We start from the raw sequence: 25,178 nt of genomic DNA on the forward strand, positions 1-25,178 counted from the left end.
GTGAAAGCGGAAATAAAAAACCTCCTTTGCCAGTAGTCAGACGCAAACAAAGGAGGTTGAGTAAAGGATTAATGTTGCTGCATGGCCTGCAGTTTTGCCTGATAGCGATGTTTATCTGTGGCTTCGCGGCTTAGAGCCATGGCTTTTTCCATATTGAGTTTGGCGCGTTTTTCATCCCCCAGCGCCCAATAGGTGCGTGACAGGCCAAAGAAAAACTCATGGCGGTAATCGGCTTTATCCACGGCCCTTTGATACCAAGCGAGCGCCTCGCTGTATTGGTGCTCGTCATAGGCCTGTTCACCCATATCGTAGTAGTAATAAGGATTACGAATACGCGCTAACTCCAGCACTTTATTGACCTGCGCCCACTCTTCCAAACGGCCCTGCTCACCTAAAATCACCGCCAAGTTATAAAGCGTCGTCATATCATCAGCATCATATTTGAGTGCATAGCGATAGACTTGCTCGGCCCGCTTTTCATCGCCCTTGTGGCGATAAATCACGGCTAAGGTGTTGAGCGCAGGAATAAAGAGTCCTGATTTTAAGCCCGCTTTAATCAGCGCATAGGCGCGGTCTAAATCCCCGTCGACCAAGGATTCGGCGGCCATATTGTTATAGAACATACTGGTTAAGGTCTGGCGATTGATTTGTACTTTGTTATAGCCTCGCAGAGCGCGCTCGGGCATAAAGTCGACCAGAATTGCATGGGCCGACACATACACAGTGTGCACGCTCTCGGCGGGTAGCAAGCGTAGATTGACATGGCCGTTGATCAGATAAAACTCGCCCTGTTTGTCCCATACGGGTTCAATCGCAATATCCTGAAACTCAGTGCCAATTTTAAACACATCCGCGAGTGCCGATGTCATCACCACCAGCGACATACAATTCCCCGCGCGCTGGGCGTAGGTTTCGCTAGCGGTTTGAGTCAAATTATCTTGATAGTGAAAATCGCTGTGACCGCCGAGCTGATTGGCATTGATATAACTGGCTAACCATTCATGCACCGCGACGGGGTTTTTAGTCGATAAGCTGTAGCGGTCGTAGGCGCGCCGGACATCGGCTGCGACCGAGGGCGGAAGGCTGAAAATATCCTCGACGCTAGGAATATTACTGACAGATTTAAATAACGAATCTGCAAATAGGGCATCAATCTCATCATCACTAGGTTTTGGGGCTGTCGAGCTGCAACCCCATAATAGTAAAAGTAATAATGAGCAGAATATACCGCTAGAGATGGTGCGTAGTTGTATCATAATACGTCCCCCAGACCATAAGGCTCCTATTTGAGCTTATTACACTTGGCCAAAAAGACGTCATAAAATGGTTACAAAAAATAACGGCCTGCCACAAAGGATTGCGGCGACTTGAGGGTCAACGCTGCGCCGGGGGGTCTACCTTGATATACACATCCTGCTGCTGATAACGATAGGGGCGGTAGTTATCCTGACCACAAGTGAAGTAAGGGTAAGGCTTTACCTGCGCGATACAACCGAGTGGCAAGGCCTGCAGAATTTGAATTTGCTCCTGTCTTCGCAAAGATTCCTGCCATTCATAATCTTTCAACACTTGATCACGCACGGCAAAAGCATCGAAAGGCTCATCCGAGCGAGTCACTACGACTTGCCCCGCAAAAGCGGGCAAGGCTATGAGTGCACTCAGAATGCCCCCAAGCAAACAGGTGCGTCTGAGTTGTCCAGTGGAATCAAAGATTAAGCGCATTGTTCACTCCTTGTGGTATCAGCATGACAGTCGAAGACCCATAAAAAAAGCAGAGCACTTGGCTCTGCTTTACTATCCTCTTATCCCTTAGAGGCATCAAGTGATATCAATACCTGTTAGCCTGCACTTTTAACAGTCACAAATTCTGGGTAAGCGTCGATACCACAATCAGATGCATCCATACCGTTATATTCTTCTTCCTCAGAGACACGGATGCCCATGGTCATCTTCAGTACAAACCACACCGCAAACGACGCGCTAAATACCCATGCGAAGATTATCGCTGCGCCAGTTAATTGTGCTGTGATAGTGGCGTCGGCATTTGATAAGGGTACACACATCAAACCGAGGAAACCCGCAACACCGTGCACAGAAATCGCGCCCACTGGGTCGTCGATCTTGATTCTGTCCAGACCCACGATAGAGAACACCACTAAACCACCAGCAACCACACCAATCACCCCTGCCATCAGCAGCGAAGGCGACAGCGGGTCGGCAGTAATCGCCACTAAGCCCGCCAGAATGCCGTTTAAGATCATGGTTAAGTCCGCTTTACCCCAAATCATTTTGCACACAACTAGGGCAGAGATAGCACCAAAAGCGGCCGCGGTGTTGGTGTTCACGAAGACTTTAGCGACAGAGCTAGCGTTGGCCGCATCTGAAACCATTAATTGTGAGCCACCGTTGAAACCAAACCAGCCCATCCACAGGATAAACATCCCTAAGGTTGCCATTGGCAGGTTAGAGCCTGGAATCGGATTCACTTGGCCGTTAGGGCCGTATTTGCCCTTACGAGCACCGAGCAGTAACACCCCTGCGATAGCCGCCGCAGCACCTGTCATGTGCACAATACCGCTACCCGCAAAGTCCACAAAACCTAAGCTAGAGATAAAGCCTTTACCCCAAGTCCAGTAGCCTTCAACAGGGTAGATAATGCCTGTCATCACCACGGAGAAGAACAGGAAAGCCCATAACTTCATCCGCTCCGCCACGGCGCCAGAGACAATCGACATCGCCGTTGCCACAAACACCACTTGGAAGAAGAAGTCAGATTCTAAAGCATGGTTTGCATCTTCGGCTTGTGAGCCAATCAGCGTACCGAGTGAAGGCAACCAGCCGCCTTCGGCATTATCGACGTACATAATGTTGTAGCCAACCAATAGGTACATCACACAGGCAATCGCGTATAACACCACGTTTTTAGTTAAAATTTCGGTGGTATTTTTAGAGCGCACTAGGCCGGCTTCGAGCATGGCAAAACCCGCCGCCATCCACATAACCAAAGCGCCTGAAATCAAAAAATAAAAGGTGTCGAGTGCAAAGCGCAGTTCAGAGACTGTCACGCCTAATTTTGTTAGTTCTTCCATCTTCCGCCCCCTATAGCGCTTCAGTGTCGAGTTCACCCGTACGAATACGGATGGCATGTTCTAAGTCGATAACGAAAATCTTTCCGTCACCAATTTTTCCCGTATGAGCCGCACTGGTAATCGCCTCAATCAGCATATCGAGATTTTCTGCTTTAGTGGCAATTTCTAGTTTTACTTTTGGCAAAAAATCCACCTGATACTCGGCGCCACGATACAACTCCGTATGCCCCTTTTGACGGCCAAAACCTTTAACCTCGGTCACCGTCATCCCCTCAATACCAATACCGGCGATAGCTTCACGGACATCATCCAATTTAAATGGCTTGATGATAGCGCTGACTAGTTTCATCCTGACCTCCAAAAAACGCGATTGTTATTAACTTGTAGCCAAGATAATTCAATCATTAGGCCAGAATTTTAATTTATTGATTTAAAAGAAATAACAAAGATTCACTAGGAATAGTTCGATTAAAAATGCACCAGACTTGTGCAAGCAGGAGAGCGACGCACTCTTTTAATGAGCAATTTAAGTGCACGCCATATTCGACCTTTGCCCTATTGGTGAGGCTGCCCAATTAGGGTTTACTAACAATGTAAAAAACAAACAGAGCAATCGCTAAACGATGCCTTTATCCACCCGCGCAGAAGGAACGCCCGATGTTAAAACCCGAAGAATGTGTACTCGTTATCGTCGATGTGCAGGGAAAGCTCGCTCAGATCATGGATAACTCAGCCAAGCTTCATCAGCAGTTGAGTACACTTATCCAAGGTGCACAGCTGTTTGAAATCCCCATCCTCTGGCTCGAACAATTGCCCGCCAAACTTGGCTCGACCACCGAAGAGTTAAAAACCTTGCTCGAAAGAACTGGCTCGCCCATTGCCAAGCAACATTTTAGCGGTTGGTATTGTGATGAATTTGCCAATGCACTCACGAAATCTCGGCGCAAACAGGTGTTGCTTGCGGGGATAGAAACCCACGTCTGCGTGTACCAAACTTGCCGCGATCTGCTCGACCAACACTACTCTGTGCATCTTGTCGCTGATGCGGTGTCTTCCCGCAGCGTTGACAATAAACAGCTGGGCATTCAAATGATGACCGCCAAGGGAGCCACTCTCACCAATGTGGAGTCACTGTTATTTGAACTGCAACACGAAGCCCAAGGCGACCGATTTAAGGCGCTGATTAAGTTGATTAAATAAGGCTGATTAAATGAGACGAGAAGAGAGCTTATTCAAGCTCTCTTTAGTATTCAAAACGCGGCGACACAAACGGCGTAGTTAGCACTATTGGCATAACTGCGCGAACTATAGCCGCTGGGGGCAACAGAGATAATGCCGGCCACGAATTCGGTCTCATTGACAGTGCTAGACCAAGAGTCAATCGTCGAACTCCACTGCGCACGTTGATAGGCTGCGCGACTCTCGCCGTACCCATAGAGAGTGTTTAACTCCTGCTCTGTTGGCCTGCGCCAATTGTCTTTACCTGCAAACTCGAGTGAAGCCATTTTTTGGCACCAGCGGTCAAACTGTCCATCGACACCAATCTTGGCCTCATTGCCCTTGGCCGCTTCGGTGCCGGGTAAGATGACCCCTTTACCGTCCTGACGAAACAGGGCATATTCGCCTCGGCTCGGGCCAAATACAAACTCCTCCTGTACGTTAAACGTCATCGCATAGCTATCGCCACGGTTGTTGGCATCATCTTGTTCAAGATAACCCAAGGCATTCATCACGGCGATGGAGGGCGAGCTGCTAAACCATTTCGTCTGGCGATCGCTTTTATCGTAAAGCGCTTTGATTTTTAGGCAGTTGGTTGATGCTAGAGTGCGGTCGTTATTATCGAGACCGCCATCAAAGCTGGTATCGATTGGCGTCCCTTCGACGTGGCCACACAGGGGAATTTGCTCTTTTTGGCGACATTCTGTCAGTAAAAACAACAGCACTATGGCACTGCTGAATATGGCGATTTTAGTGGGATTAATCATGACAACAAACCTTAATCCAGTGGTGGTAAAAAGACAGTTACAGACAAGCTTGATGGCATTCGCTTCAGGGAATTAGCCTTAAGCGAATGGCCAATTAAGCTATAACGCCTTAATCACAGGCTCCTGCACCAGTAATTGGTCGCTCTTGTAAACTAACAGCTCACCTATGGGTCTTTCTTCGGCGCTTAGCACTATCACATCGCAGACATAAAGATAGGGACCGCTTTTAAACTGGAAGGAGTGATTACCGCCGTTACCATCGAGGACTAACTTCCCCTTTTTGAGGACTAAATCAGGTTTCTCGCTCAGGGATTTACCCTTTGACCAAGCGGCATAACGGTATTGCTGACGATCGAGGGCATCGACACGTATGATGAATCGCTCGGTTTCCCACGCCAGCTCAGGGCTAGCAAACTCGCGTACACTCTCGTGTAGCATCGCTTTTTGCTGGGCGATCAGTTCATCCCTTAACTTAGCTTCCTCTGGGCTTTGATAATTAATGCCCGAGATTTTGCCATCGAAATCCAACCAGACACTGCCGTGGTCGAGCATAATGCCGCGCCAGCCCATAGTCTCCCAGTTGTTCTCTGTGGTCGAATTGGCGATTTGACTCAGCAACTTGCTATCAAAGACTTGCTGAAATCTCGTCAGCATTTGCTGTGGATTTTGCACATCGGGGAGCGGGTATTCGCGCTGGAGGGGATAAGAAATTTGCTCGGCAATCGCCTGACGATCACCCGCCTTGGCCGCATCAATCAAGGCTTGCACCTGCGGCACGTACTCTGCCTCTAGGGCAGCCAGAGCCTGTGGCGTTGCGCTAAGACTCCCCAGCAACAAGCCCGTATAAAGCCCTAAACGCGAGAGTCGATTAACCGCTGAAAAACCTTGATAAAACGGGCGACTAGACATGATTTATTCCTTTAAAGTCAAAAACATCCAAATTAAGACTTCGCAAGGATACCATAGCTAAGGAGGGATAAACACACACAATCCCCCTAAGCTTATGTGCTGTCAGCCGCATCACAGCCCCACAGTCACCCCGTTAGGCCAGCAGCAAATTAGACACTATCGCTACCGCCACCGACATAAAGATCAACCCAATCACCCCATCGATGATAGGTGTGAGTCGTTGCAGCTTTTGCTGCACCTTGGCTTTAGAGAGCATCAGTGCCAGAAAGCCAAACCAGAGCAATGACAACACAAATAACATCAGCGCAGCGGTGAACTTAGTCACCGGCGTCACGCTCGGCGTGATCAGGGCGGAGAATAAGGTTAAGAAAAACACTAAGGCTTTAGGATTCAATAAATTGGTATAAAGTCCCCGCATAAACCCCTGTTTAGGTGATAAGGCGTTTACCCCGCCCGCCGTAGGCATATCAAGGCTGTTTTCCGAGGTAGTTGTAAATCCAGAGGGATCTGCGCCCTCGCCGTTCAATACGGTTTTGGGTTTACTGAAAAAGGCGACCGCAGCCTTAAGCGCGCCAAATCCCATCCACGCCAAATAAGAAGCGCCCAGCAATTGCACTAACAGATACAAGCTATGGGAGCTTTTAATCACTAAGCTAACGCCAGTTAAACTCAAAATAGTATGGGCTAAAATCGCTACCGATATCCCCACCGCCGTGGCGATTGCGGTGTTTCGCGGCTGTGAGGTAGCAATCTTCACCATAATGGCAAAATCCGGCCCAGGGCTGACTAAGGCTACGCAGTGAATAACGGCTAAGGTGACTAACAGGGATACATCCATCAATAAGGCTCCGCAAATACATGTAAGAATGCCAGTATGCCCAAGCCTTCAGCATCTGCATTGTAAGAAATTGCACGCGGCTAAATTTACCTTAAAGCATGCGCCGCTGAAATTGGACGGGTGAGAGTAAAAAGGCCTGCTTAAACGCCTTATTTAGATGACTCTGGTCGAAAAAGCCTAACTGCTGCGCCACATCCGCCACTAAGGCGCCATGGGTTAAGGACTTTTTCGCTAACTCTAATCGCACTCGTTTCAGGTAGGCGTGGGGTGTCATCCCGGTCGCCAGTTTAAATTGGCGTAAAAACTGGAACTTACTCAGGTTAACCTCATCGGCCAGCGCCTCAAGCTGAGTATTTTGCCACGGCTCATCGTGAATTTTCTGTTTGATGCGATTTAACTGCTGCCATGATAACCCCCTATCCTGCCGTAAATTCAGCATTCCAGTGGGGTGGCGCGTCAATAACAACTGCATAAAATTCAGCAGGTGCGACTCGGCCGCAAGCTCAGAGCATTGGCCTTGAATGAGTACATCATGCAACTGGATAAAGTATTGATATAACGCGGGGTCATCCACCATGGGCGCATTAAAGAAATGGGCCTTGAGCCCCATTTCTTGGCTAATGCTGTTCATATACTCCACAGGGATCGACATCACCTTAACCCGATACCCTTCGGCGTCGCGGCTTTGTCCATCGTGGGTTTCATCGGGATTAAGGGTCGACAGCCCATGTTGCCCGAGCTGATAACGACTGCCCTTATTGATAAATTGCTGCGCCCCTTGAGTCACAACCCCTAAGTGGTAATCCAGATGCACGTGTTTATCAAAACTGAAATGGGTAAATTCGGCCTGACTCAGTTCAATGCCCGAGAGGCTGGGATGGCGCCAGTAATTGATATTTTCAACGGGAGTCACACGGCTCATAGGGCAAGCTTAATCTCACAGGGCAAAGACAACTTTAGATACGACTCATTCTAGCCGCCGAGAACTTGGCTCGAATAGTAAAATATTGCGGCGTGCTCCCTAAAAAGCAAAACGCCCAAATGCGGGCGCTTTGTGGTAACTCAAAAAGTCGCTTAGTGCGAATGACTGCCGTGGCCACCTTGTGCCTCAATCGCATGGCCTTCGCTGTTATAAAAACCACTGCTACCGTGCTCGATAAAGCCTTGGTTGATCATCTTGGCGATAAAGGGGTCAGACTCACTGTCGCCCACATCAGCAAAATCGATATCTTGATAATTCTGGGTTAAAGCGGCAAATGCCTCGTGGCTGTAGGGCTCAACATTGAGCAATTGATAGCTCAATACATCGCCTAAGTTAAATTGCTGTGGCAGTTCAATGCTGGCAATCCAGTCGAGCTGGCTATCCATACCATTCACCTTACCCGCAAAGCCTTGGGCCGCAAAACAAGGCAATTGTTTTTGCTCGGTTTTCGCCAAGTTAGCTGGCAATGCAGGAGACACTACATGGTACAACTGATCGCGGTCGTGCTGAATGTTTAGCGCCCTTAAGTCACCCTTACGATAGGTGACTGAGCGTTTTTCAACGGGGAAATAACGCACATATTCGCCATTGGGTGCCCATTGTTCGAAGGTGGTGTTATCCCGTTGAATAATAAAATCTTGTCCATCTCTTAGCAGGGTCATCTGCCAGCTTTGCCCCTTAGCATTGGTGACTTGGTACTGGGCTTTTAAATGGTTGGCCTCAAGTGTTGCGCATTGTGCATTGGCCTGATTAGCAGAAGCAGCGCTAACGGGAGTGGCTAAGGCCATCACTGGGGAGGCTAATGTCGATACCAGAGTGACTAAGAGGAGTTTGTTCATGTTATATCTCACTTACACGCTAATTTTATGACTCGCATTACTGACTAACCTCTTTACAGACAGTTAGATAAAAGCCGATGGCGGGACAACCCACCATCGGCATTTGGCTTACTTCGCCGCCATTGCAGCTTCTGCTTTCGCGACTAAATTCGCCGCACGGTTCATCACGTGGAAGATATGGTTTTGTTCAACCGTACCTTGAACCAGATCCGAGCTTGGGCCGCGGGCAAAAATCGCCACGTCCTCACCCGCATGGGTTTCATCGCTTAATGGCACTAGGGCCTCTTGATGGAATCCAACGTCTTGGGTATCCACAAAATTCAAGTCCTTACGACCAGCATCCACTGGGAAGTTATAACGCTCATCGCCACCCGTCGCTAATGACGCATAACCCATGCCGTTGGCATAACCTACTGTTGTGTAAGGCAAACCGTTAGCGTCGGTTGAGTTAGTCACTTCGGCGATACCGTTCGCATCGTTACTCTTCACCAGACCTAGGATTGGGTTACCACGGGTTGGATAACCTGCGATGGTGAACACATGGCTGTGGTCAGCCGTCACCATTAACAGAGTGTCATTTGCCGAGGTTTTTTCCATCGCAACACGGACTGCTTCAGATAGTGCAACAGTGTCGTACAGGGCACGAGCAGCGTTACCGGCATGGTGCGCATGGTCGATACGACCCGCTTCGACAATCAGCACATAGCCTTTGGTGTTTTTCTTCAGAATATCAATCGACTTGGCTGTCATCTCAGCAAGTGATGGCTCGCCCTTCACGCCCGCTTCGGTGCGGTCATAGTCGTATTCCATATGGGATGAGTTGAACAGACCCAATAAATGGTCAGTGCTGGCAACATCCACATTGAGGAAACCATCTCTGTCCTGAACGTAGGCCGCATTAGTGTACTTAGCTAACCATTCGGCAGTTAGATCGCGACCATCGTTACGCTTGCCCGCTTTACCTTCTGGATCAATTAAGGTTTTTGGAATAAAGCTGCGGCGACCACCGCCCATCATCACGTTTAAGCCATTGCCATAGTTAAAGTCGAGCATTTGCGCGGCGATATCTTTACAACCGTTGGTTACAGCTTCGGCTGGCAGGTTTGAGTCGGCTTCCCAGTCACGCTCAGGCACGTGGGCATAGGTTGCCGCAGGTGTTGCGTGGGTTAAACGCGCTGTGGTGACCACACCAGTAGACATGCCCGCCATGGCGGCCAGTTCCAGTGATGTCACTAAGTTTTGATCTTTAGTCGATGCGCAGTTAGCACGCACTACGCCTTCGGCCTGTGAAATCACGCCTACATCGGTTTTCACCCCAGTCATCATCGCCGACATTGTGCCCGCAGAGTCTGGTGTTTGACCATCGACGTTATAGGTCTTAGATAAACCTACGTAAGGCAGCGTTTCGAAAGATAAAGAGTTTTCTTCACCCGTCTTGCCCTTTAATTGGCCTTCTAAAATACGCGCCGCAGTGATAGTCGAGACGCCCATGCCATCGCCAACAAACAGGATCACGTTTTTCGCCGCGCCCACATCGTTGTTCACGCTCAGGCCATCGGCCTTAGTCACACGCGCTTGAGCATCGACATACCATTGGTTGACAGCGGTCCAGTCTTTACCGTCGCTGCCATTGGAACCGTTAGAACCATTCGAACCCGGCGTACCTGCCGCGCCGTTGTCACCATCGCTACCGCATGCGGCTAAACCCAGCATGGCAGAGATTGCGAGTACCAGTAATTTCTTATTCATTTTTAACTCCAAAAGTGAGAACTGTAAGTCGCAGACGACCTATTAGTACTTAGTGCCGCCAAGCTGCTGGGCTTGGTTGATAATGTGGAAGATCACGTTCTGCTCAATCACGCCCTGCACCAGATTCGAACCTGGGCCCATTGCGTGTAAGCTGATGTCTTCACCGGCGTGAGTCTCACTTTCCATTGGGATAAGTGCTTGTTGCATGAAGTCTTTGTCTTGAGTGTCGACTGAGGTTAAGTCGTCACGAACGCCAACCACAGCGCCAGGGCCGTTAGTGTAGGCCAGCGTGGTGTAAGGCTTGCCGTCGTTAGCGAGGGCTAACGAACCATCCACATCGTGGACTAAACCTAAAATCGGGTTACCGCGTTTTGGGTAGCCTGCAATAGTAAATACATGGCTGTGGTCAGCTGTGACCATGATCAGGGTGTCATCGCTGCTGGTTGCATCTACCGCGGCTTTCACTGCGTTAGATAACTCAACTGCGTCGGTCAAGGCGCGGTTAGCGTTGCCCGCATGGTGGCCATGGTCGATACGACCCGACTCCACGATCAGCAGGAAGCCTTTATCGTTTTTCTTTAAAATCTCGAGGGATTTCGCGGTCATTTCAGAAAGTGATGGCTCACCACCAACGTCATCGGCACGGTCCGCTTCGTATTCCATATGGGATGGGTTAAAGAGGCCGAGTAAGTGATCGGTATTGGCAGCATCGATAGCATCGAAGCCTTTTTTGTCCCACACATAAGCCGCTTTGCTAAAGTTTTCGATCCAAGCTTTGGTCAGGTCTTTGCCGTCTTTACGTTTACCGGCTTTGTTCTCACCGTCTGTGACTTCTTTTGGTAAGAAATAGCTGCGACCGCCACCCAAGGCAACGCTAAGTGAGTTTGCTTCATCGCGCATTACCAGTTGGCTGGCGATATCGGTACAGCCGTTCGCAACGGCTTCGGCAGGCAGGTTAAAATCGCCTTCCCAATCACGCTCTGGTGATTTTGCGTAAGTCGCGGCAGGCGTCGCGTGAGTTAAACGGGCGGTCGTGACAATCCCAGTCGATAAGCCTTTAGCATTGGCAAGATCAACTAGAGAAACGAGTTCATTACCTTTAGAAGACAAACAGTTACCACGTAAACTGGTGTCAGAAATCGAGATGATACCGGCTTTGGTTTTTACCCCAGTCGCCATGGCGGTCATGGTACCTGCGGAGTCAGGCGTTTGCTGGTTAGTGTTATAGGTTTTCACTAACGCAGTATGGGGAAACTGCTCGAAACTTAAGAAGTTTTCTTCACCGCCTTGGTTACCCGTTTGCTGCTGTCCTTGCAGAATACGGGCGGCAGTTAAGGTTGAGATACTCATGCCGTCGCCGACAAAAAGAATCACGTTTTTAGCTGTTTTCTTGGTTTCAAGCTGCGCTTTAGTCGCGACATTGGCTGCACTGTCTTTAAACCACTGACTGTCAGTTTGGGTTGCGGGTAAGACTGCAGCGTGGGCTACAACCGTCATTAAACTGCAGGAGATAGCTGCAGCGATCCGTTTAATATTCATCACGTTCATCACCGATTTTATTATTGAGTGTATGAGGGTATTCCCTTAAGAGGCGCCCACATTTTCAATGCTATATATGACGAACTGGCGTGATTTTAATGGCGTTTTTATTGCAACTAGATGTCGAAATGATTGCAGTAAACAGGATGAAAAACGTTAAACATCCCCAATTAAGCTCTTTGATATCAAACCTATTCAACGGATTAAGCTAAGTGTCGCCCATAGGCTGCCTGGACTGCGGAAAACTGGCACAGTGACCCTAAATAGCGCTCTATATCGAGTTTTAAATTTCCTTCTTCTTAAGGAGCGAGAGTGGCTATACTTTAAGCACTTAAAAAGGTTAAGGATACCCTATGCATGCCCACTCTCGCTCCCAAGGAATAATGGCTATTTTCTTGAGCATGCTCTTAGGTTTGCTATTCAATCAGCTGTTTTGTCTGACGCTCAGTGCCAATGAATCTCCTCCCCCACGAGTCCCCACGACATCCGATAAGCCCATTATCACCATGGCATTTTATGAGGATCCTAAAGACAACCTCTACTTTAGGTTAAGCGAACTGATTTATACCGAAGCCTTTGCACGCCTTGGTTATCATTTTAACTATCTGGTTGTTCCGCCGATGCGCGCCAGCCTGATGGCGGACTCGGGAAAAGTCGACGGCGAACCTGCGCGGGTATTTTCCTACGGGCTTAAATTTCAGAATTTAATTCGAGTGGAAGAACCCTTTATCGAAAGCAAGCTCATGGTCTATGGCATCAATCCCAATATTCAAGTTAAGGACTGGGCGGCGCTGCTGAAACATCCCTATCGCATCGAATATTACCGGGGGATTTTTTATATCGAGCAGAAACTTGAGGGGCTGGTTCCGGTCGATCGCCTGACCACCTCTTCTTCCCCAGTGAACTCCTTTCGCCGTATGTCGCGGGATAGAATCGATATCTACATAGATACCGAAGCCATTGGGGAACAAGTCCTGAAATACGCTGAATTTCAACACAGTAAAATCCATCCAGTAGGCAAATTGGATGATCTCATTGGCTACGCTTACCTGCATAAACGCCATCAAGCACTGGCGCAGCAACTTAGCGCCACCCTCAAACAGATGAAGCAGGAAGGTTCATTCGAACAATATTGGCAGCAGGCCCATAAAGAACTCGACCCAGCCATCGCCCAGAACTAAAGGCTAAGAGCTAAAATCTTATTTCATTTACAGCATTTCATTTGGTTAACTTGAAAGCAGTTTAGCCTTTGCTACAGTCATACATAATTCCGCAGCAAATATGGAGACCACCGACACTCGTTAGAGGAGAGATTAACCGCGTATCACGACACACAATTCCAAGGAAAAGATGAAAACCCCACAGGTTAAACACCTCATAGGCCAAAGATACTCGCCCTTACGTATCAGTCTTCCCATTGGATTAGAGGTGAAGAATGAGCAGTAAGTTACGACGATTCATCGACATATTGCGGCAACAATCCCGTTCTACCGTCGCTAAGGTATTGTTGATTATTAGTATGTTTATCACGATCTGTATCGCATTGGTCGCACTCGTCTATATCCAGGGCAATATTTTCGATGGGGTTCGCACCTATGTCAGAGGCGAAGGGCTTTGGGCTAAGGCGCAAAAGGATGCCACTTTTTACCTTATTCAGTATTCCTACAATAAAAATGAAGTGGATTATCAACGCTTTTTGGCAGCAACGGCCGTGATGCAAGGGGACAAACAAGCACGTGAAGCCCTACTCCCCTCACCGATTAACGAGCTAAAAGCCAAAGAAGGCTTTATTCAGGGATTAAATGATGAAAGGGACACTGAGTCCTTAATCTGGTTTTTCCGTCATTTTAATCGTACTCACTATATGCAGCAGGCCATCAAGGTTTGGGCTTTGGCCGATGATAAATTCAGCACGATAATGTCGCTCGCCAACGACATGCACAGCGACATAACTCGCTCAGGCAACGAAGCGGAAAACCTCAGCGAATATCGAGAACAAATCATCAAACTGAGCGAAGAATTACTCGGCTTAGAAATTGAATTTTCCTCAATTCTTAGTGAAGCCGCCCGTTGGGTAAAAAGGGTCACTTGGTTTATCAGCCTAGGAGCGCTATTGCTGTTTATCAGCATAGGCGTGTTTGCCAGCAGGCAGATTATTCGCAATATAGCTAAATCTGAAAAACTATTACTTATCAGTGAGTCACGGTTTAATAGTCTTAAAAACTCCGACACCATAGGCATTATTTCATGGCAAATTGATGGCACCATACACGATGCCAACGATCATTTTCTCAATATGTTGGGCTTTGATCGTGAGGATCTCAACTCGGGCCTTATCAATTGGCGTGCACTCACACCATCAGAGTTTGAGGCCAGAGATAAAATGGCGATTGCCGAACTCCTTGAGTTTGGGCATTGCAATCAATATGAAAAACAACTCGTTAGCAAAGCAGGAACACATATTCCCGTGATGTTAGGCGCAAGTTTCTTAAATAGCAGCACCCAAGAAGGGGTTGCCTATTTTATGGATCTGACCAGCAGCAAGCAGGCCGAAGATAAACTCAGGCTCGCCGCAACCGTATTTAACGCCAGCACAGATGGCATCATAATCACAGATCCGCTATTAAACATTATCTTTATCAATCAAGCTTTTACCGATATAACCGACTTAACCGAGCAGGACTTACACCAAGATGCTTCGCGCTTTATCAATACGGGGCATCAGAGCGAAGATGCTTATCAAGCCATGTGCAACCTACTACAACAGGGGGAGCAATGGCAGGGCGAACTCATTAAAGAAACCGCCTCAGGGTACCTAACCCTTAGCGTGCGCATCAACACAGTACACAATGAGCATAACCAACTGACTCACTTCGTGATTGTCATAACCGATATTTCTGAGCGTAAAGCCGAAGAAGAACATTTACGCCATATCGCCCACCACGACGCGCTCACCAACCTCCCTAATCGGGTGTTATTCCATACCAAATTAGAACAAGCAATCGTCCATGCCCAGCGATCCGATGGGATCTTTGCCATTCTGTTTCTCGACTTAGATAACTTCAAACCAGTCAACGATGAATATGGCCACGATGTCGGCGATAAATTATTGCAGGAAGTGGCCAAAAGACTCATGGGCAGCATTCGGCAAATCGATACCATTACCCGCCTAGGTGGCGACGAGTTTGTGATTTTGCTGGAGCACTTACCCAATGAAGAGAGCGTGCCCGCCCTGATCCACAAAATAACTCTGGCATTAACAGCACCTTATACTATCCACGAACAAGTATTGCGCATTGGAGTGAGCATAGGTGCGGCGATTTACCCCTGCCATGGCACCGACGCTAAGAGCCTAATCAACTATGCAGATCAAGCCATGTATGCGGTAAAAAAAGCCAACAAACAGCTGCAATAATCCCAACCACAACCCGATTAACACCATTGACCTTAAGGTCAATCCCACATATAAAGAACCTAAATTAAGCACTTAGAGCAAACTCATGGAAAGAGGCATTTTAGTTCGTTGGAACGATGAGAAAGGATTCGGGTTTATTCAACCAGAAGATTCAAAGGGTAAAGACGTTTTTATCCATATTACCGTGCTGAAGCACATGGCCAGAAAACCCCAAGTTGGCGATAGTATTTTGTATCGAACCGAAATACAAAACGATGGCAAAGTGAAGGCCATCAAGGCCTCTATCGAAGGCGTCGCCGTGTTAGCGAACACAAGTAAAAACCCACGACGCAATGCGAATCCCCCGAGTCGCTCCCTATCAAATACGCTGCTGCCGCTGTTGTTAATCTTAGGTATTGGGGTATTTGGTTTTAAGAAATATACCGAGTTTAATGCCACCCCTGTATTAACTAACGCTGACATTGAACAAATGCCGTTGTATGAGACTCCTCAGGCTAAGTTTCGCTGCGAGGCCGGTAAAACCCATTGCAGCCATATGAGTTCTTGCGCCGAAGCGACGTTTTACATCAATCACTGTCCGAATACCCAAATGGATGGTGACCGAGACGGCATCCCCTGTGAAAGCCAATGGTGTAGCAATTAACTAAATAAAAAGCCCCTGTTAATCAACAGGGGCTTTTACATGGATTGAAGTAACGCAATTAGGTGTGGTCAATGCCGCCTGGCTCGCGTTTCATCCTAACTTTTAATGTGTTTTACGGTTTCTTCTGTAGGCTAACGGGAGTAAACCTAAGGCTAACCAGCCTAAAGCACCGCCCGAACTTTTCTCTTCAGGCTCAACGATGACCGCAGGCAACTTACAGCTGCCATCATCGGTATTGGCTGAGGCATCATAGTTAGTCGCACTGCTGTTAGTACAGCCATACTCAATACCGTCGGACTCAACAACAAGGTTGAAACTGGTCGATGCCGCATCTTCTGGGTTCACGCTATCTTTTACCATAACAGTGACTCGGGTTTCGCCATGGAAGTTAGCCGTCGGCGTTAACGTCACAGTGTTACCATTCACGGTTGTTGTAAAGTTATCACCCATCACCTCAATCATATTGCTCACTTGGTTTTCATCCGAATAGAGCACATCGAAGCTAATAGATTCATTTTCCTTAACCATCTTATCGGCAATGGCTGCGAGCTGAATATTGCCAGCCACGGCGAGTTGCAACTCAAGCACTTCACTGTCGGCACCCACTAAGTGGTTTTCAACTTTGAGAGTTTGAGTCGTTCCCGCTGCTTTTTCAGATACATAGGCCTTAAACTGCAGGTTAAACTGTGATTCTTCTGGACCGGTATAGTCCATACAAACCACAAACTTATTGCTCAGTACTGACCCTAAATTATTGTATGCCACCGAATCACCTAGGTTGAGATCCATCGGAGTATCGCCATCGACAATGATCCGACCATCGGCCGCTTTGAAGCCGATAGACCCCTTATCATCCACCATTTGAAGATTGTCATAGGCAAACAACATCTCATAGTTACCTGGTTCATAGTTGATGTTCATACGTAAGAACATTTCAAAATCAACCAATTGGCCAGGAGTATTCGCACGTTCAACGTTATCCCACTCCAACACTAACCAATCACGAGCAATGGTATAGGTAGGGGTGATACCCGCGTTAAGGTGATATTGACCATAACCAGCGTCGAAACGTTTTGGAATGCGGTTATCCCCAGTCCAGAATGGTGCAACAATAAATTCTGGCATAGGTAACAATCCAAGCGTGCCGGATGGAAATTCAACGTGCGACACGGGTGTACGACGTGCGGTGTTGAATGTCACTAAACCTGCAGGGTTGAGTTTAATCGTATCCACAAAGTACTTGTTAAAGAATGGGAAACTAATATCCGCTTCACTATTCATCAAGTCCTTTAGCTTATACTGGAACTCGTTATAGTAAGCCCCTTCAACACCTTCTAGCGTTTTCCAACCAAGGTTTTCCTTCAATTCAAGGTAACCAGGATAAGGTGATTTAGCCGCCGTCAATGAGCACATAGGATCGTTTTGGTTGTTAGTGATCTTATAGTTACGCACAACGTCTTTTGTCGTTTCCTGCACGCCAGTGAGGCTGAGGGCATTATTTTCTAATACAGGCGTACCAGGCGTTGCATGTGAGGCGACTACGCTGTCAGGGATAATTTGAATGGCATCAGGGAATGATGCGTTCAAAGCAAAATCTCGGGCCTGCTCTTCATTGTTGGCAATCACATTGACTTGGAACTCAATCACTTCACCAGGAATTGCCGTTTCACGGCTCGCAGTAAAGGTCACATCCTTATCGATTTGGTTAACAATCACAGGCACAAAACCTAAGTTACCCGCATCATTGGCATTAGAACCTATGTCAAAACCACCGAAGTAGGTATTGCCAACTTCCATTTCTGGCAGTTGATAAGCTAACTCGAGCTTATACTCAGAGTAACCAGGGATCTGCGCAGGCGCTTTTACCGTTAAGTTACCCTCATCCCCAGTTACCAGAGCGGTCGAGATACTGATATCGCGACCTTGGTCCACTTGCCCGTACGAGAGGCTCGCCAAGTTCATATAGACAGTAAAATAACGTCCAGCCTGAGGGTTACTGATAGTACAGAAGTTAGCAATGCTGTAGTTGGTTGACATACATAAGGTTTCATCCATTGATGGAACACCATCGCCGTCTGAGTCTTGCCCCATAAAGACCAATACTCGGCCATAATCATTACCAACAACACTACCCGCAAGCAACTTAGTGCCTTCTGGCACCTCGGTCCACTCGATATGGTTGGGGTTCACTTGCACACCATCGACTTCAACAGTGTCGAAGGGATCGCCACCGGTTGTATCTATATAGGTGTGAATGGTCTTATCGTCTCCCTTCGCTAAACCATAACTACGCGCAGTAAAATCAGTAATTTCTGCGGTATTAAAGGGACCAACATTCAAGGTTGCCGACTTACGGTGAGCATTAATTTTTACGTAATTCGGTAAGCCTGAATCACCTTCATAGGTCCACACGGGAAGTTCCAACACAGGTGAGTTTGGATTATCAGAGACCAATCTCACTTGCCCTTGACTACCCGTGTAATCCAAATAGATAGCACCTGATACGTTCTTTTTGTTCTTAGCTTTAATAACTAAAGACTGGGTTTCTCCGGCCTTTATGCTAAAACTTGTTGGCTGAACGCTAATATCGAAGTTCCCCATCCAAGTTTCGCTATCAACGGTCCAGTGGCCATCCTCTGTCGCGGTAAAAGTACGTACAAATGAGCACTCGTTAGGACAGTTAGTGTCAACCATATACGCAGTGTTCAGATTCTTAGGACGACCGCCTAAATTGGGGTTGGCTGCAGCCATGTTGTCCATTGACTCATCGAGGAGTAAGCCCACTTTATCCGCTAACTCTACATGCATGCGACCCGCGCCCGCATCCTGTAGAGCAGATACATCACCGTAGTCTGAATAGTTATCCAAAAAACTCGCATTCGTTAACGTATTGGATGCCGTCATCATCAAGGCTGATTGCACCTGCATTGGCGTCCAGTCAGGATGAGATTGGCGCAATATCGTGGCTGCGCCCGCAACATGTGGACTCGCCATTGAAGTGCCGGATAAGGTCGCCCATTGTCCAGTGACCGGATTTTTGGTGAATGGTTGGTCATCCGATGCAGGAGCAAAAATATCGACTCCCGGTGCAGCGATGTCGACAAGCAAGGTATCGATACCAAAATAAGAAGGGCCACGGCCAGAGAAGTTCGCCACCCGCTCTTTATCAACAGCACTCAATTCAGCACCGCCCGCCGTTAGCGTCGCCATATGACCCGCACCCGAGGCCAACCAAGTACGCAGCAAATTACCATCGCTGTACTTAACTAACGTCCCAGGGATAGCATAAGGCACGCCAGGAAGATTGTTATCTTGAGTTGGCGAAAGGCTAGCAATAACAATACCTTCGCCGCCACCCGCCTGCACGTTGGCCGCCTTGTTCAATAGGGGCAAAGAGCTACGAGAACAAAGCACTATCACATCTTGCTGACTTTCATCGATATCGGTAGTCGCAGGATTATCAGCCAGATCGAAAGTGCCAGCAGGGAAAGGCTTATCACAGTTCTTAATGTTTGAAGTGATAGTCTCATTCGGGTTTTTGAAGTTTTTGGCATCTACCACTAACCCTGTCACCGACTGAAAGTTTTTGGTCGAACCAATAATGTTCATCGGTGCTGTGGTTGCTCCGCCAGACAGATTCTCTACACCATTAGCCTTGAAGGTCACAATTTGATCGGCAGTATGAGCAGCTACTGTGGTTACCCAAGGTGATGAATGGTCGGCCGTCATTAACTCAGGACCTGAGTTACCCGCAGCCACGGCCACAAATACGCCCGATGCCGCCGCATTCAAGAAGGCTTGTTCCATTGGCTCTGACCATGGGTCTTCTTCTAATCCACCGAGTGAAGCATTGATAACGTCAACATTATCGATAGCAGATTGTTCAATTGCCGCCACGATGGCCGACGTTGGACAACCTGCATAAGGATCTCCCGAACCACCTGGCCAGCAGACTTGATAGGCGATGATATTGGCGTGGGGAGCCATACCTGACACTTGCGGTAACACTAACCCCGTTTCTATCCCTTTGCCGTCTGGAGTGTATTCGGTAATGGTATGAGGTAAGTCTTTGATCACGTTACCCGCAATAGTACCAGCGACGTGAGAACCATGGCTGTTATAATCCAAACCGATTGCGGGACGGGTCTCGCTAAATACCGGATCGGTATACGCCTTAGTAATTTCTGGATAGGAATAAATCCCGATCAACTTATCGTTACAGTACTCAGGTGAAGCCGCACAATCACCTAAGTATTTGCCATTGAGCGGGTTGGTATGTTTGTAACCATCGCCACCTACGGCTGCAAATGAAGGATGGTCGGCATTAATACCGGTATCGATAACACCGACAACCATACCTTCACCCATATTGGAGCTATTGAGCGCACTGTTGCTCCATACACTCGTCGCCCCCGTTTGGTCTGGCGTGCTAAAGGTTTTAAGCTCGTAGATTTTTTCACGGGTAATGCGTTTAACGCCGGGCACCTTCGCCAGTTTGGCCGCCTGCTCCTGCGTCATTTCAGTGACAAAACCGTTAAGCGCAACCGAAAACTCACGACCGACTTTTAAATCGAGTCCCTGTAATGTTTGCGCTTGTGAGACAACAGCAGCACGTTTTTCTGCCAGATAGTTGTTATAGGCTTTGAGCTGGGGCTGGTTTAAGTTGAGCGGTGCTTTGGTATTTCGTGCCTTAGCAACCGTAGTTTGTGTCGCGGCCAACTGACCGACACCACCCTGATAGGTCGAAATAGGAGCATCACTAAGTTGTACTATATACTTGTGAACACCTTGAATATCGGCTTCAGCATTGAAGACTGCATGTTGTTTTTTAATTGTTTTATTGACTTGGTTTTCCCAAGTAAAAGTGTCTTCCGCTAATGGTTTGGGCGCGTAATCCGCAGGTGCGGGTCCCCATGCTGAAGACGGTTCGACCGTATTAAGTGCGCTTGTTGAAGCAATACCGCTTCCAACGTATAAAGCGGTCGCCACCATCACGGCGACTTTATTGTGTGTAAGCATTATCTTCCCTTTTATCCACGATTAACTGCCATTAAATGCAACATAATTACAACATCGCGAATGATTGCCGTTAGTGCATAAGGCGTCAATTCGATAAGGGCATTTGCTACAAAATGCTACTTGTAAAACAATGTATTAAATAAAATACAGCACCTATTTCTTGAGGTTTAACTAAGTGATAAATGGGGATGTTTATCATCCCTAACGCTGGTTAAATGTTAAAAAATTGCAGCATTAAAAAAACGTCAGAGAGTGAGTAAATGAGCCATCCAGCCGTACATCAAATTGAATCTCGAGCCATGCTCGACTCACTGTTGAATCAACACCATGCGGTAGTTTTGCTCTTTGGCGCGCCAAGCTGTGGTGTGTGTCAGGCACTGAAGCCTCAGATTACGGATATGCTTGCAAGGGAGTTTCCCCAAATGGCGCTGGCGTATATCGACTGTGAGGCTCAAGGCGAGATTGCCGCCAGCTACCATGTCTTTAGCCTACCAGTGGTCGAAACCGTGTTTTATGGCAAAACCTTTGGGCGCTTCTCGAAGGTGTTTTCATTGAATGATATCCGTCACGCCATCGCGCGGCCTTACTCATTAGTATCGCAAGAACAAACTGAGGAAGAATGAGTGATCTAGGATCGAATACCGTCCTAACAATCGAACAAAGCAACAAGAGCTGGTATTGATGATAAGGAGTCCCTAACAACGAGACTCCGAATTCGATTGTGGTTAATGAGCCACTACAATAGAAGATAAACTGACTCTAGCTTGCCTATTCAGTGACTGGTAAATCAAACCACTCAGCACCTATTTCGTCAGATGGGCTGAAACTAACTTGCAATAATGGACTTTCAAGACCTTCGAATTTTGCCGAATTCTCAACATAGACATACTCAACAGCATTCTCAACTTTTTTACCGCTAGGAGTAACTTTACCTACAGTAGAACAATCCTGATCGCCTAAGGTTTCTCCACTCAATGAGCCGTCAATTCCATTAAGATAGAAACCAGTGATTTTTGCAGGTGCATTTTTACGAGCCTCAACTGAAGCATTCGCTCCGAGCATTGTTGTTTGACTGCTCATAGTCACATACAAGCCTTCGCCATCAGCATTCTCATTAGCATGTGCTTTCTTACATCTCCATGTCACAGTGCCAGTTGTAATAAATTGAAAATGCAAAAATTTTGCATTGTCCTGTAATTGACTATTATTCCAATCAAATAGCGATTGAATATCCCCTTTGCCCACAAACCCAACACCATTTTCATCATAGGTAACAGAGGCATTAACTGAGCCAGCAAATACTAAAGTAGCTAACGCTACGAGTGTTGATTTAAATTTCATATATTCTCCGAAAGGTAAAAAACAAATATCCATATCCCGTTAGCGCATGCATTGGGTTTGCATATCGCCAAGGTTTTTCACCTGATTCGGCAACTCAGCCATCTTAATAACAGCCTGTACAATAAGATCCGAAGCTTTGCGACCCCGTTTCACAACGGGTGTGCCTGTTCGTCAGTTGACGTAGGAAAATAAGCCAAGCTTAAAATCCTACTATAAGATGATAGATAAAAATGAAGGCGTCAAACTTTAGTATTAAATTTATTCGACGTTAAGCGGTTGAATAACTAACGCTTATGGCAACCAGCCGCTGTTAATCATCCGCATCTAACAGGGATTAAGCCCCCTAATCAGGACTGCGACTCACCTCCACCGAATAACCTTCATCCTGCTTGATAAAATCGACAAAGTTTTTGATGGCAGGCAAGGCATCTTCCCTATGGTGGGAGACATACAACAATTGGCTTAGATGATGCTCGGCAATCATATCCAAAGCCCGCATCACTAAGGTGCGATTGATAAAGTCGAGCCCTTGATAAGGCTCATCCAAAATCAATAATAACGGCTGTTTAATCAAGGCTCTGCCTATGAGCAATAGCCGCTGTTGACCGTAATCCAGTTTTTTAAAGCCCGTGCTAGCAAACTCACTCATGTGCAAAATCGCCAACCATTCCTTGGCCAGATCCAATTGGGGTTTAGTGGGCTTGTGATACAGGCCGATGGAATCGTAAAAACCCGACAATAAGACATCGAGCGCCGAGCAACTGACGCGATACTGTAAATGCAATGCCGACGATACTATGCCAATCCGTTGCTTAATCTGCCAAATACTCTCGCCGCTACCACGGGGTCGGCCAAAGAGGGTAATGTCATTGCTGTAACACTGGGGATGGTCGCCCAAAATCAGTCCGAGCAGAGTACTCTTGCCACAACCATTGGGCCCTCGCACTTGCCAATGCTGGCCCGCGCTAATCCGCCAATTCACCCCTTTAAAAATCAAGCCGCTCACATATTCGACCTTGCCGTTTTTAATGTCGACTATCGGGTCGAACGCCTCGGCATTGTGGCGTTGACGCGCCATCAATGCCAAGAGTTCGGCGCTGCGGCTGGCCGAAAGCGCATTAAGCTGCGCCATCACAGGATGTGTATGCCACTGCTCAATCGACATGGGCGCGCTCAGTTGATGCACATGCTGACCCGATTTGAGCATATCGCTATTAAACAGCGCCACATGGCTAATACAGGGCGGTAATTCTTCTTGGCGTGAGGTAATGATTAGCAGCTGCGTATGTTCGGCAACCTCCACCAGCAACTGCGACAGGCTGAGTTGATGCTCGATATCCAGCCCTGCATAAGGGTCATCTAAAATCAGCAAGTTGGGCTCAGTTGCCAGCGCCCGCGCTAACATCACCCGCCGGGTTTCACCGGTCGATAACTGCCGAAATCCACGATGCTTTAAATGGGTTAATTCAACTTTCAGTAAAATGGCCGCCAAGTGTGCATCATTTAGGCAGCATTCCTGCACCAATGACTCGACCGTCGAGCCGTAATCGAGTTCGTCCTTTTCTAATTCCCGCTCCAGCAGCGCCTGTTGCAAACCGAGAGACACCCAGCCAATTCGCGCGGGCAGCCCCGTAATTTGCCCCGCATCTGGCTCAATATCCCCAGCCAATATCCGCCCAAGCAATGAACCGCTATAACTGTCGGTCGCAAAAATCGCCCAATGCTGCGCAGGCATTAGCTGCCAATCTTCAACCACTAACAGTTCATTACCGCGACCGTAGCGTAATCCCTTAACGGCTATCGCCTGAGAGTCTGTGGTGTGATGCTGCATTGAGTACGTCCTTTGGGGTGATTTTTATCCAAGTCTAACAAGCTGTTATCGTTTTTGTCTCTTCGACTTTATGCAAAGGGCAGATACAAACAGGGATCAGGGGCGTAATTTGATATACAACTCGCCCTCGCGAATTTGAATATCTTCGACGCCGTCGGCAAAGGCATTCCAAAAGCCTCTGTCGCCGAACTCACTGACAAGATTGACATTCTTCATATTGCCTAGCCAAGCATTAGGAATAGGCACGCCCATCAAGCTAACGCCCACCAAAGACACACTCGGGCGGCGATTAGCATCGAGATGGATATCGAGTCCGGCATTCACCCGTAAAATCTCCCCCGCCATCACAGGAAAGTCCCGAGGGATCGGCACTAGGATTTTGGCACTGGCTAAATTATCTGAAAAATCAATGGCAATACGCTGTGCAAAGTCGGGATTACGGCCAATGATGGCATTGACTTCGCGCTCGCTAAAACTCACTTGCCTATCTTCAGGCCGCTCGCGATAGGGCTCAGGTTGTAAATCGTCACTCGAGGACGACTGAGCCGAATCCTTGGTATGAGCCGAGGCCTTGCGCTCTGGCTGCCAACCTAGCTGACTCAGTTTATCCTCAAGCTTTGCCTCTTCTTTGGTTGATAAACTCACAGGCGTCAACGGCTTAGGGAAGATATAACTGCGAACCACAAAAAAGGTAATCCCCACGGTAAGCACTATGGTCACCAGTATCATCAACAAGACTTGAACACCGGTAAAACCCTGTTGCCGCATCCCCATATTAAAGGGCTTACGTGAGCGGCGCTGCGGCCTTGCTAAATAGAGGCGAGATGTTGAGAGCATATTCGTTTCGCTACAAAGAGATTTCCCCCGATACTACTTGGCAAAGCGGCATAAGGAAACGCCTAAGGCCAACAAGCGAAGCCTTCAGCGAAAACTCATTTCAAGTTAAATGAGGATAGAAAGAGAAAAGTCCACCCATGCACAGGGCACGGATGGACTTAT

The 25,178-nt window shown here is 47.8% G+C and carries 20 protein-coding genes and 1 riboswitch; of the genes, 5 read left to right on the plus strand and 15 right to left on the minus strand.

From position 1 onward, the window contains the following. Positions 1-68 precede the first annotated feature (68 nt). The 4 genes from SHEWMR4_RS17555 to SHEWMR4_RS17570 form a co-directional block, all read right to left on the minus strand. Positions 69-1,256, minus strand: coding sequence for a tetratricopeptide repeat protein (locus SHEWMR4_RS17555; RefSeq protein WP_011624092.1), 1,188 nt, complete (start codon positions 1,254-1,256; stop codon positions 69-71). A 118-nt stretch (positions 1,257-1,374) separates the two neighbouring features. Further along, positions 1,375-1,722 (minus strand): hypothetical protein, encoded by a 348-nt coding sequence (locus tag SHEWMR4_RS17560; RefSeq protein ID WP_011624093.1) that lies wholly within the window; start codon positions 1,720-1,722, stop codon positions 1,375-1,377. A gap of 116 nt (positions 1,723-1,838) precedes the next feature. Then, positions 1,839-3,089 (minus strand): ammonium transporter, encoded by a 1,251-nt coding sequence (locus SHEWMR4_RS17565; RefSeq protein ID WP_011624094.1) that lies wholly within the window; start codon positions 3,087-3,089, stop codon positions 1,839-1,841. Between the two features lie 10 nt (positions 3,090-3,099). Next, positions 3,100-3,438 (minus strand): P-II family nitrogen regulator, encoded by a 339-nt coding sequence (locus SHEWMR4_RS17570; RefSeq protein WP_011624095.1) that lies wholly within the window; start codon positions 3,436-3,438, stop codon positions 3,100-3,102. Between the two features lie 308 nt (positions 3,439-3,746). Between SHEWMR4_RS17570 and SHEWMR4_RS17575 the strand changes: the two genes are divergently transcribed. Next, positions 3,747-4,289 (plus strand): hydrolase, encoded by a 543-nt coding sequence (locus SHEWMR4_RS17575; protein ID WP_011624096.1) that lies wholly within the window; start codon positions 3,747-3,749, stop codon positions 4,287-4,289. Between the two features lie 50 nt (positions 4,290-4,339). Here SHEWMR4_RS17575 and SHEWMR4_RS17580 read toward each other — a convergent pair whose 3' ends face one another. The 7 genes from SHEWMR4_RS17580 to SHEWMR4_RS17610 form a co-directional block, all read right to left on the minus strand. Further along, the gene (locus SHEWMR4_RS17580) at positions 4,340-5,074 is read right to left on the minus strand and encodes a DUF1566 domain-containing protein (protein WP_011624097.1); all 735 of its coding nucleotides are present in this window, start codon (positions 5,072-5,074) and stop codon (positions 4,340-4,342) included. A gap of 99 nt (positions 5,075-5,173) precedes the next feature. Then, positions 5,174-5,983, minus strand: a complete 810-nt coding sequence (locus tag SHEWMR4_RS17585; RefSeq protein ID WP_011624098.1) for a hypothetical protein — start codon at positions 5,981-5,983, stop codon at positions 5,174-5,176. A gap of 133 nt (positions 5,984-6,116) precedes the next feature. Continuing rightward, positions 6,117-6,821: a LysE family translocator gene (locus SHEWMR4_RS17590; protein ID WP_011624099.1), complete on the minus strand. Its 705-nt coding sequence runs from the start codon at positions 6,819-6,821 to the stop codon at positions 6,117-6,119. 91 nt (positions 6,822-6,912) lie between these two features. Then, complete coding sequence (locus SHEWMR4_RS17595) at positions 6,913-7,743, minus strand: AraC family transcriptional regulator (RefSeq protein ID WP_011624100.1); 831 nt, start codon at positions 7,741-7,743, stop codon at positions 6,913-6,915. 152 nt (positions 7,744-7,895) lie between these two features. After that, positions 7,896-8,642, minus strand: coding sequence for a hypothetical protein (locus SHEWMR4_RS17600; RefSeq protein ID WP_011624101.1), 747 nt, complete (start codon positions 8,640-8,642; stop codon positions 7,896-7,898). Between the two features lie 108 nt (positions 8,643-8,750). Further along, positions 8,751-10,391 (minus strand): alkaline phosphatase, encoded by a 1,641-nt coding sequence (locus SHEWMR4_RS17605; RefSeq protein WP_011624102.1) that lies wholly within the window; start codon positions 10,389-10,391, stop codon positions 8,751-8,753. A gap of 42 nt (positions 10,392-10,433) precedes the next feature. Further along, the gene (locus SHEWMR4_RS17610) at positions 10,434-11,930 is read right to left on the minus strand and encodes an alkaline phosphatase (protein WP_011624103.1); all 1,497 of its coding nucleotides are present in this window, start codon (positions 11,928-11,930) and stop codon (positions 10,434-10,436) included. Between the two features lie 353 nt (positions 11,931-12,283). Between SHEWMR4_RS17610 and SHEWMR4_RS17615 the strand changes: the two genes are divergently transcribed. The 3 genes from SHEWMR4_RS17615 to SHEWMR4_RS17625 all read left to right on the plus strand — a co-directional run bounded on the left by SHEWMR4_RS17615 (position 12,284) and on the right by SHEWMR4_RS17625 (position 15,988). Beyond that, positions 12,284-13,111, plus strand: coding sequence for a hypothetical protein (locus tag SHEWMR4_RS17615; protein WP_011624104.1), 828 nt, complete (start codon positions 12,284-12,286; stop codon positions 13,109-13,111). A gap of 254 nt (positions 13,112-13,365) precedes the next feature. Next, complete coding sequence (locus SHEWMR4_RS17620) at positions 13,366-15,345, plus strand: sensor domain-containing diguanylate cyclase (RefSeq protein WP_011624105.1); 1,980 nt, start codon at positions 13,366-13,368, stop codon at positions 15,343-15,345. An 85-nt stretch (positions 15,346-15,430) separates the two neighbouring features. Further along, positions 15,431-15,988 carry an excalibur calcium-binding domain-containing protein gene (locus SHEWMR4_RS17625; RefSeq protein WP_011624106.1) on the plus strand — a complete coding sequence of 186 codons (558 nt, stop codon included), beginning with the start codon at positions 15,431-15,433 and terminating at the stop codon, positions 15,986-15,988. A gap of 102 nt (positions 15,989-16,090) precedes the next feature. Here SHEWMR4_RS17625 and SHEWMR4_RS21215 read toward each other — a convergent pair whose 3' ends face one another. Further along, positions 16,091-21,007 carry a S8 family peptidase gene (locus SHEWMR4_RS21215; RefSeq protein WP_011624107.1) on the minus strand — a complete coding sequence of 1,639 codons (4,917 nt, stop codon included), beginning with the start codon at positions 21,005-21,007 and terminating at the stop codon, positions 16,091-16,093. 260 nt (positions 21,008-21,267) lie between these two features. Between SHEWMR4_RS21215 and SHEWMR4_RS17635 the strand changes: the two genes are divergently transcribed. Continuing rightward, on the plus strand, positions 21,268-21,630 hold the full coding sequence (locus tag SHEWMR4_RS17635) for a thioredoxin family protein (RefSeq protein WP_011624108.1): 363 nt from the start codon (positions 21,268-21,270) through the stop codon (positions 21,628-21,630). A gap of 145 nt (positions 21,631-21,775) precedes the next feature. Here SHEWMR4_RS17635 and SHEWMR4_RS17640 read toward each other — a convergent pair whose 3' ends face one another. From SHEWMR4_RS17640 to SHEWMR4_RS17650, 3 genes are all read right to left on the minus strand, one after another. After that, complete coding sequence (locus tag SHEWMR4_RS17640; RefSeq protein WP_011624109.1) at positions 21,776-22,348, minus strand: hypothetical protein; 573 nt, start codon at positions 22,346-22,348, stop codon at positions 21,776-21,778. 85 nt (positions 22,349-22,433) lie between these two features. After that, positions 22,434-22,523, minus strand: a riboswitch (cyclic di-GMP riboswitch). Between the two features lie 168 nt (positions 22,524-22,691). Next, on the minus strand, positions 22,692-24,179 hold the full coding sequence (locus SHEWMR4_RS17645; protein WP_011624110.1) for an ATP-binding cassette domain-containing protein: 1,488 nt from the start codon (positions 24,177-24,179) through the stop codon (positions 22,692-22,694). A gap of 96 nt (positions 24,180-24,275) precedes the next feature. Continuing rightward, positions 24,276-25,016 (minus strand): hypothetical protein, encoded by a 741-nt coding sequence (locus SHEWMR4_RS17650; RefSeq protein ID WP_011624111.1) that lies wholly within the window; start codon positions 25,014-25,016, stop codon positions 24,276-24,278. Positions 25,017-25,178: the final 162 nt, after the last annotated feature.

The sequence above is a fragment of the Shewanella sp. MR-4 genome, assembly GCF_000014685.1.
Lineage (GTDB): Bacteria > Pseudomonadota > Gammaproteobacteria > Enterobacterales > Shewanellaceae > Shewanella.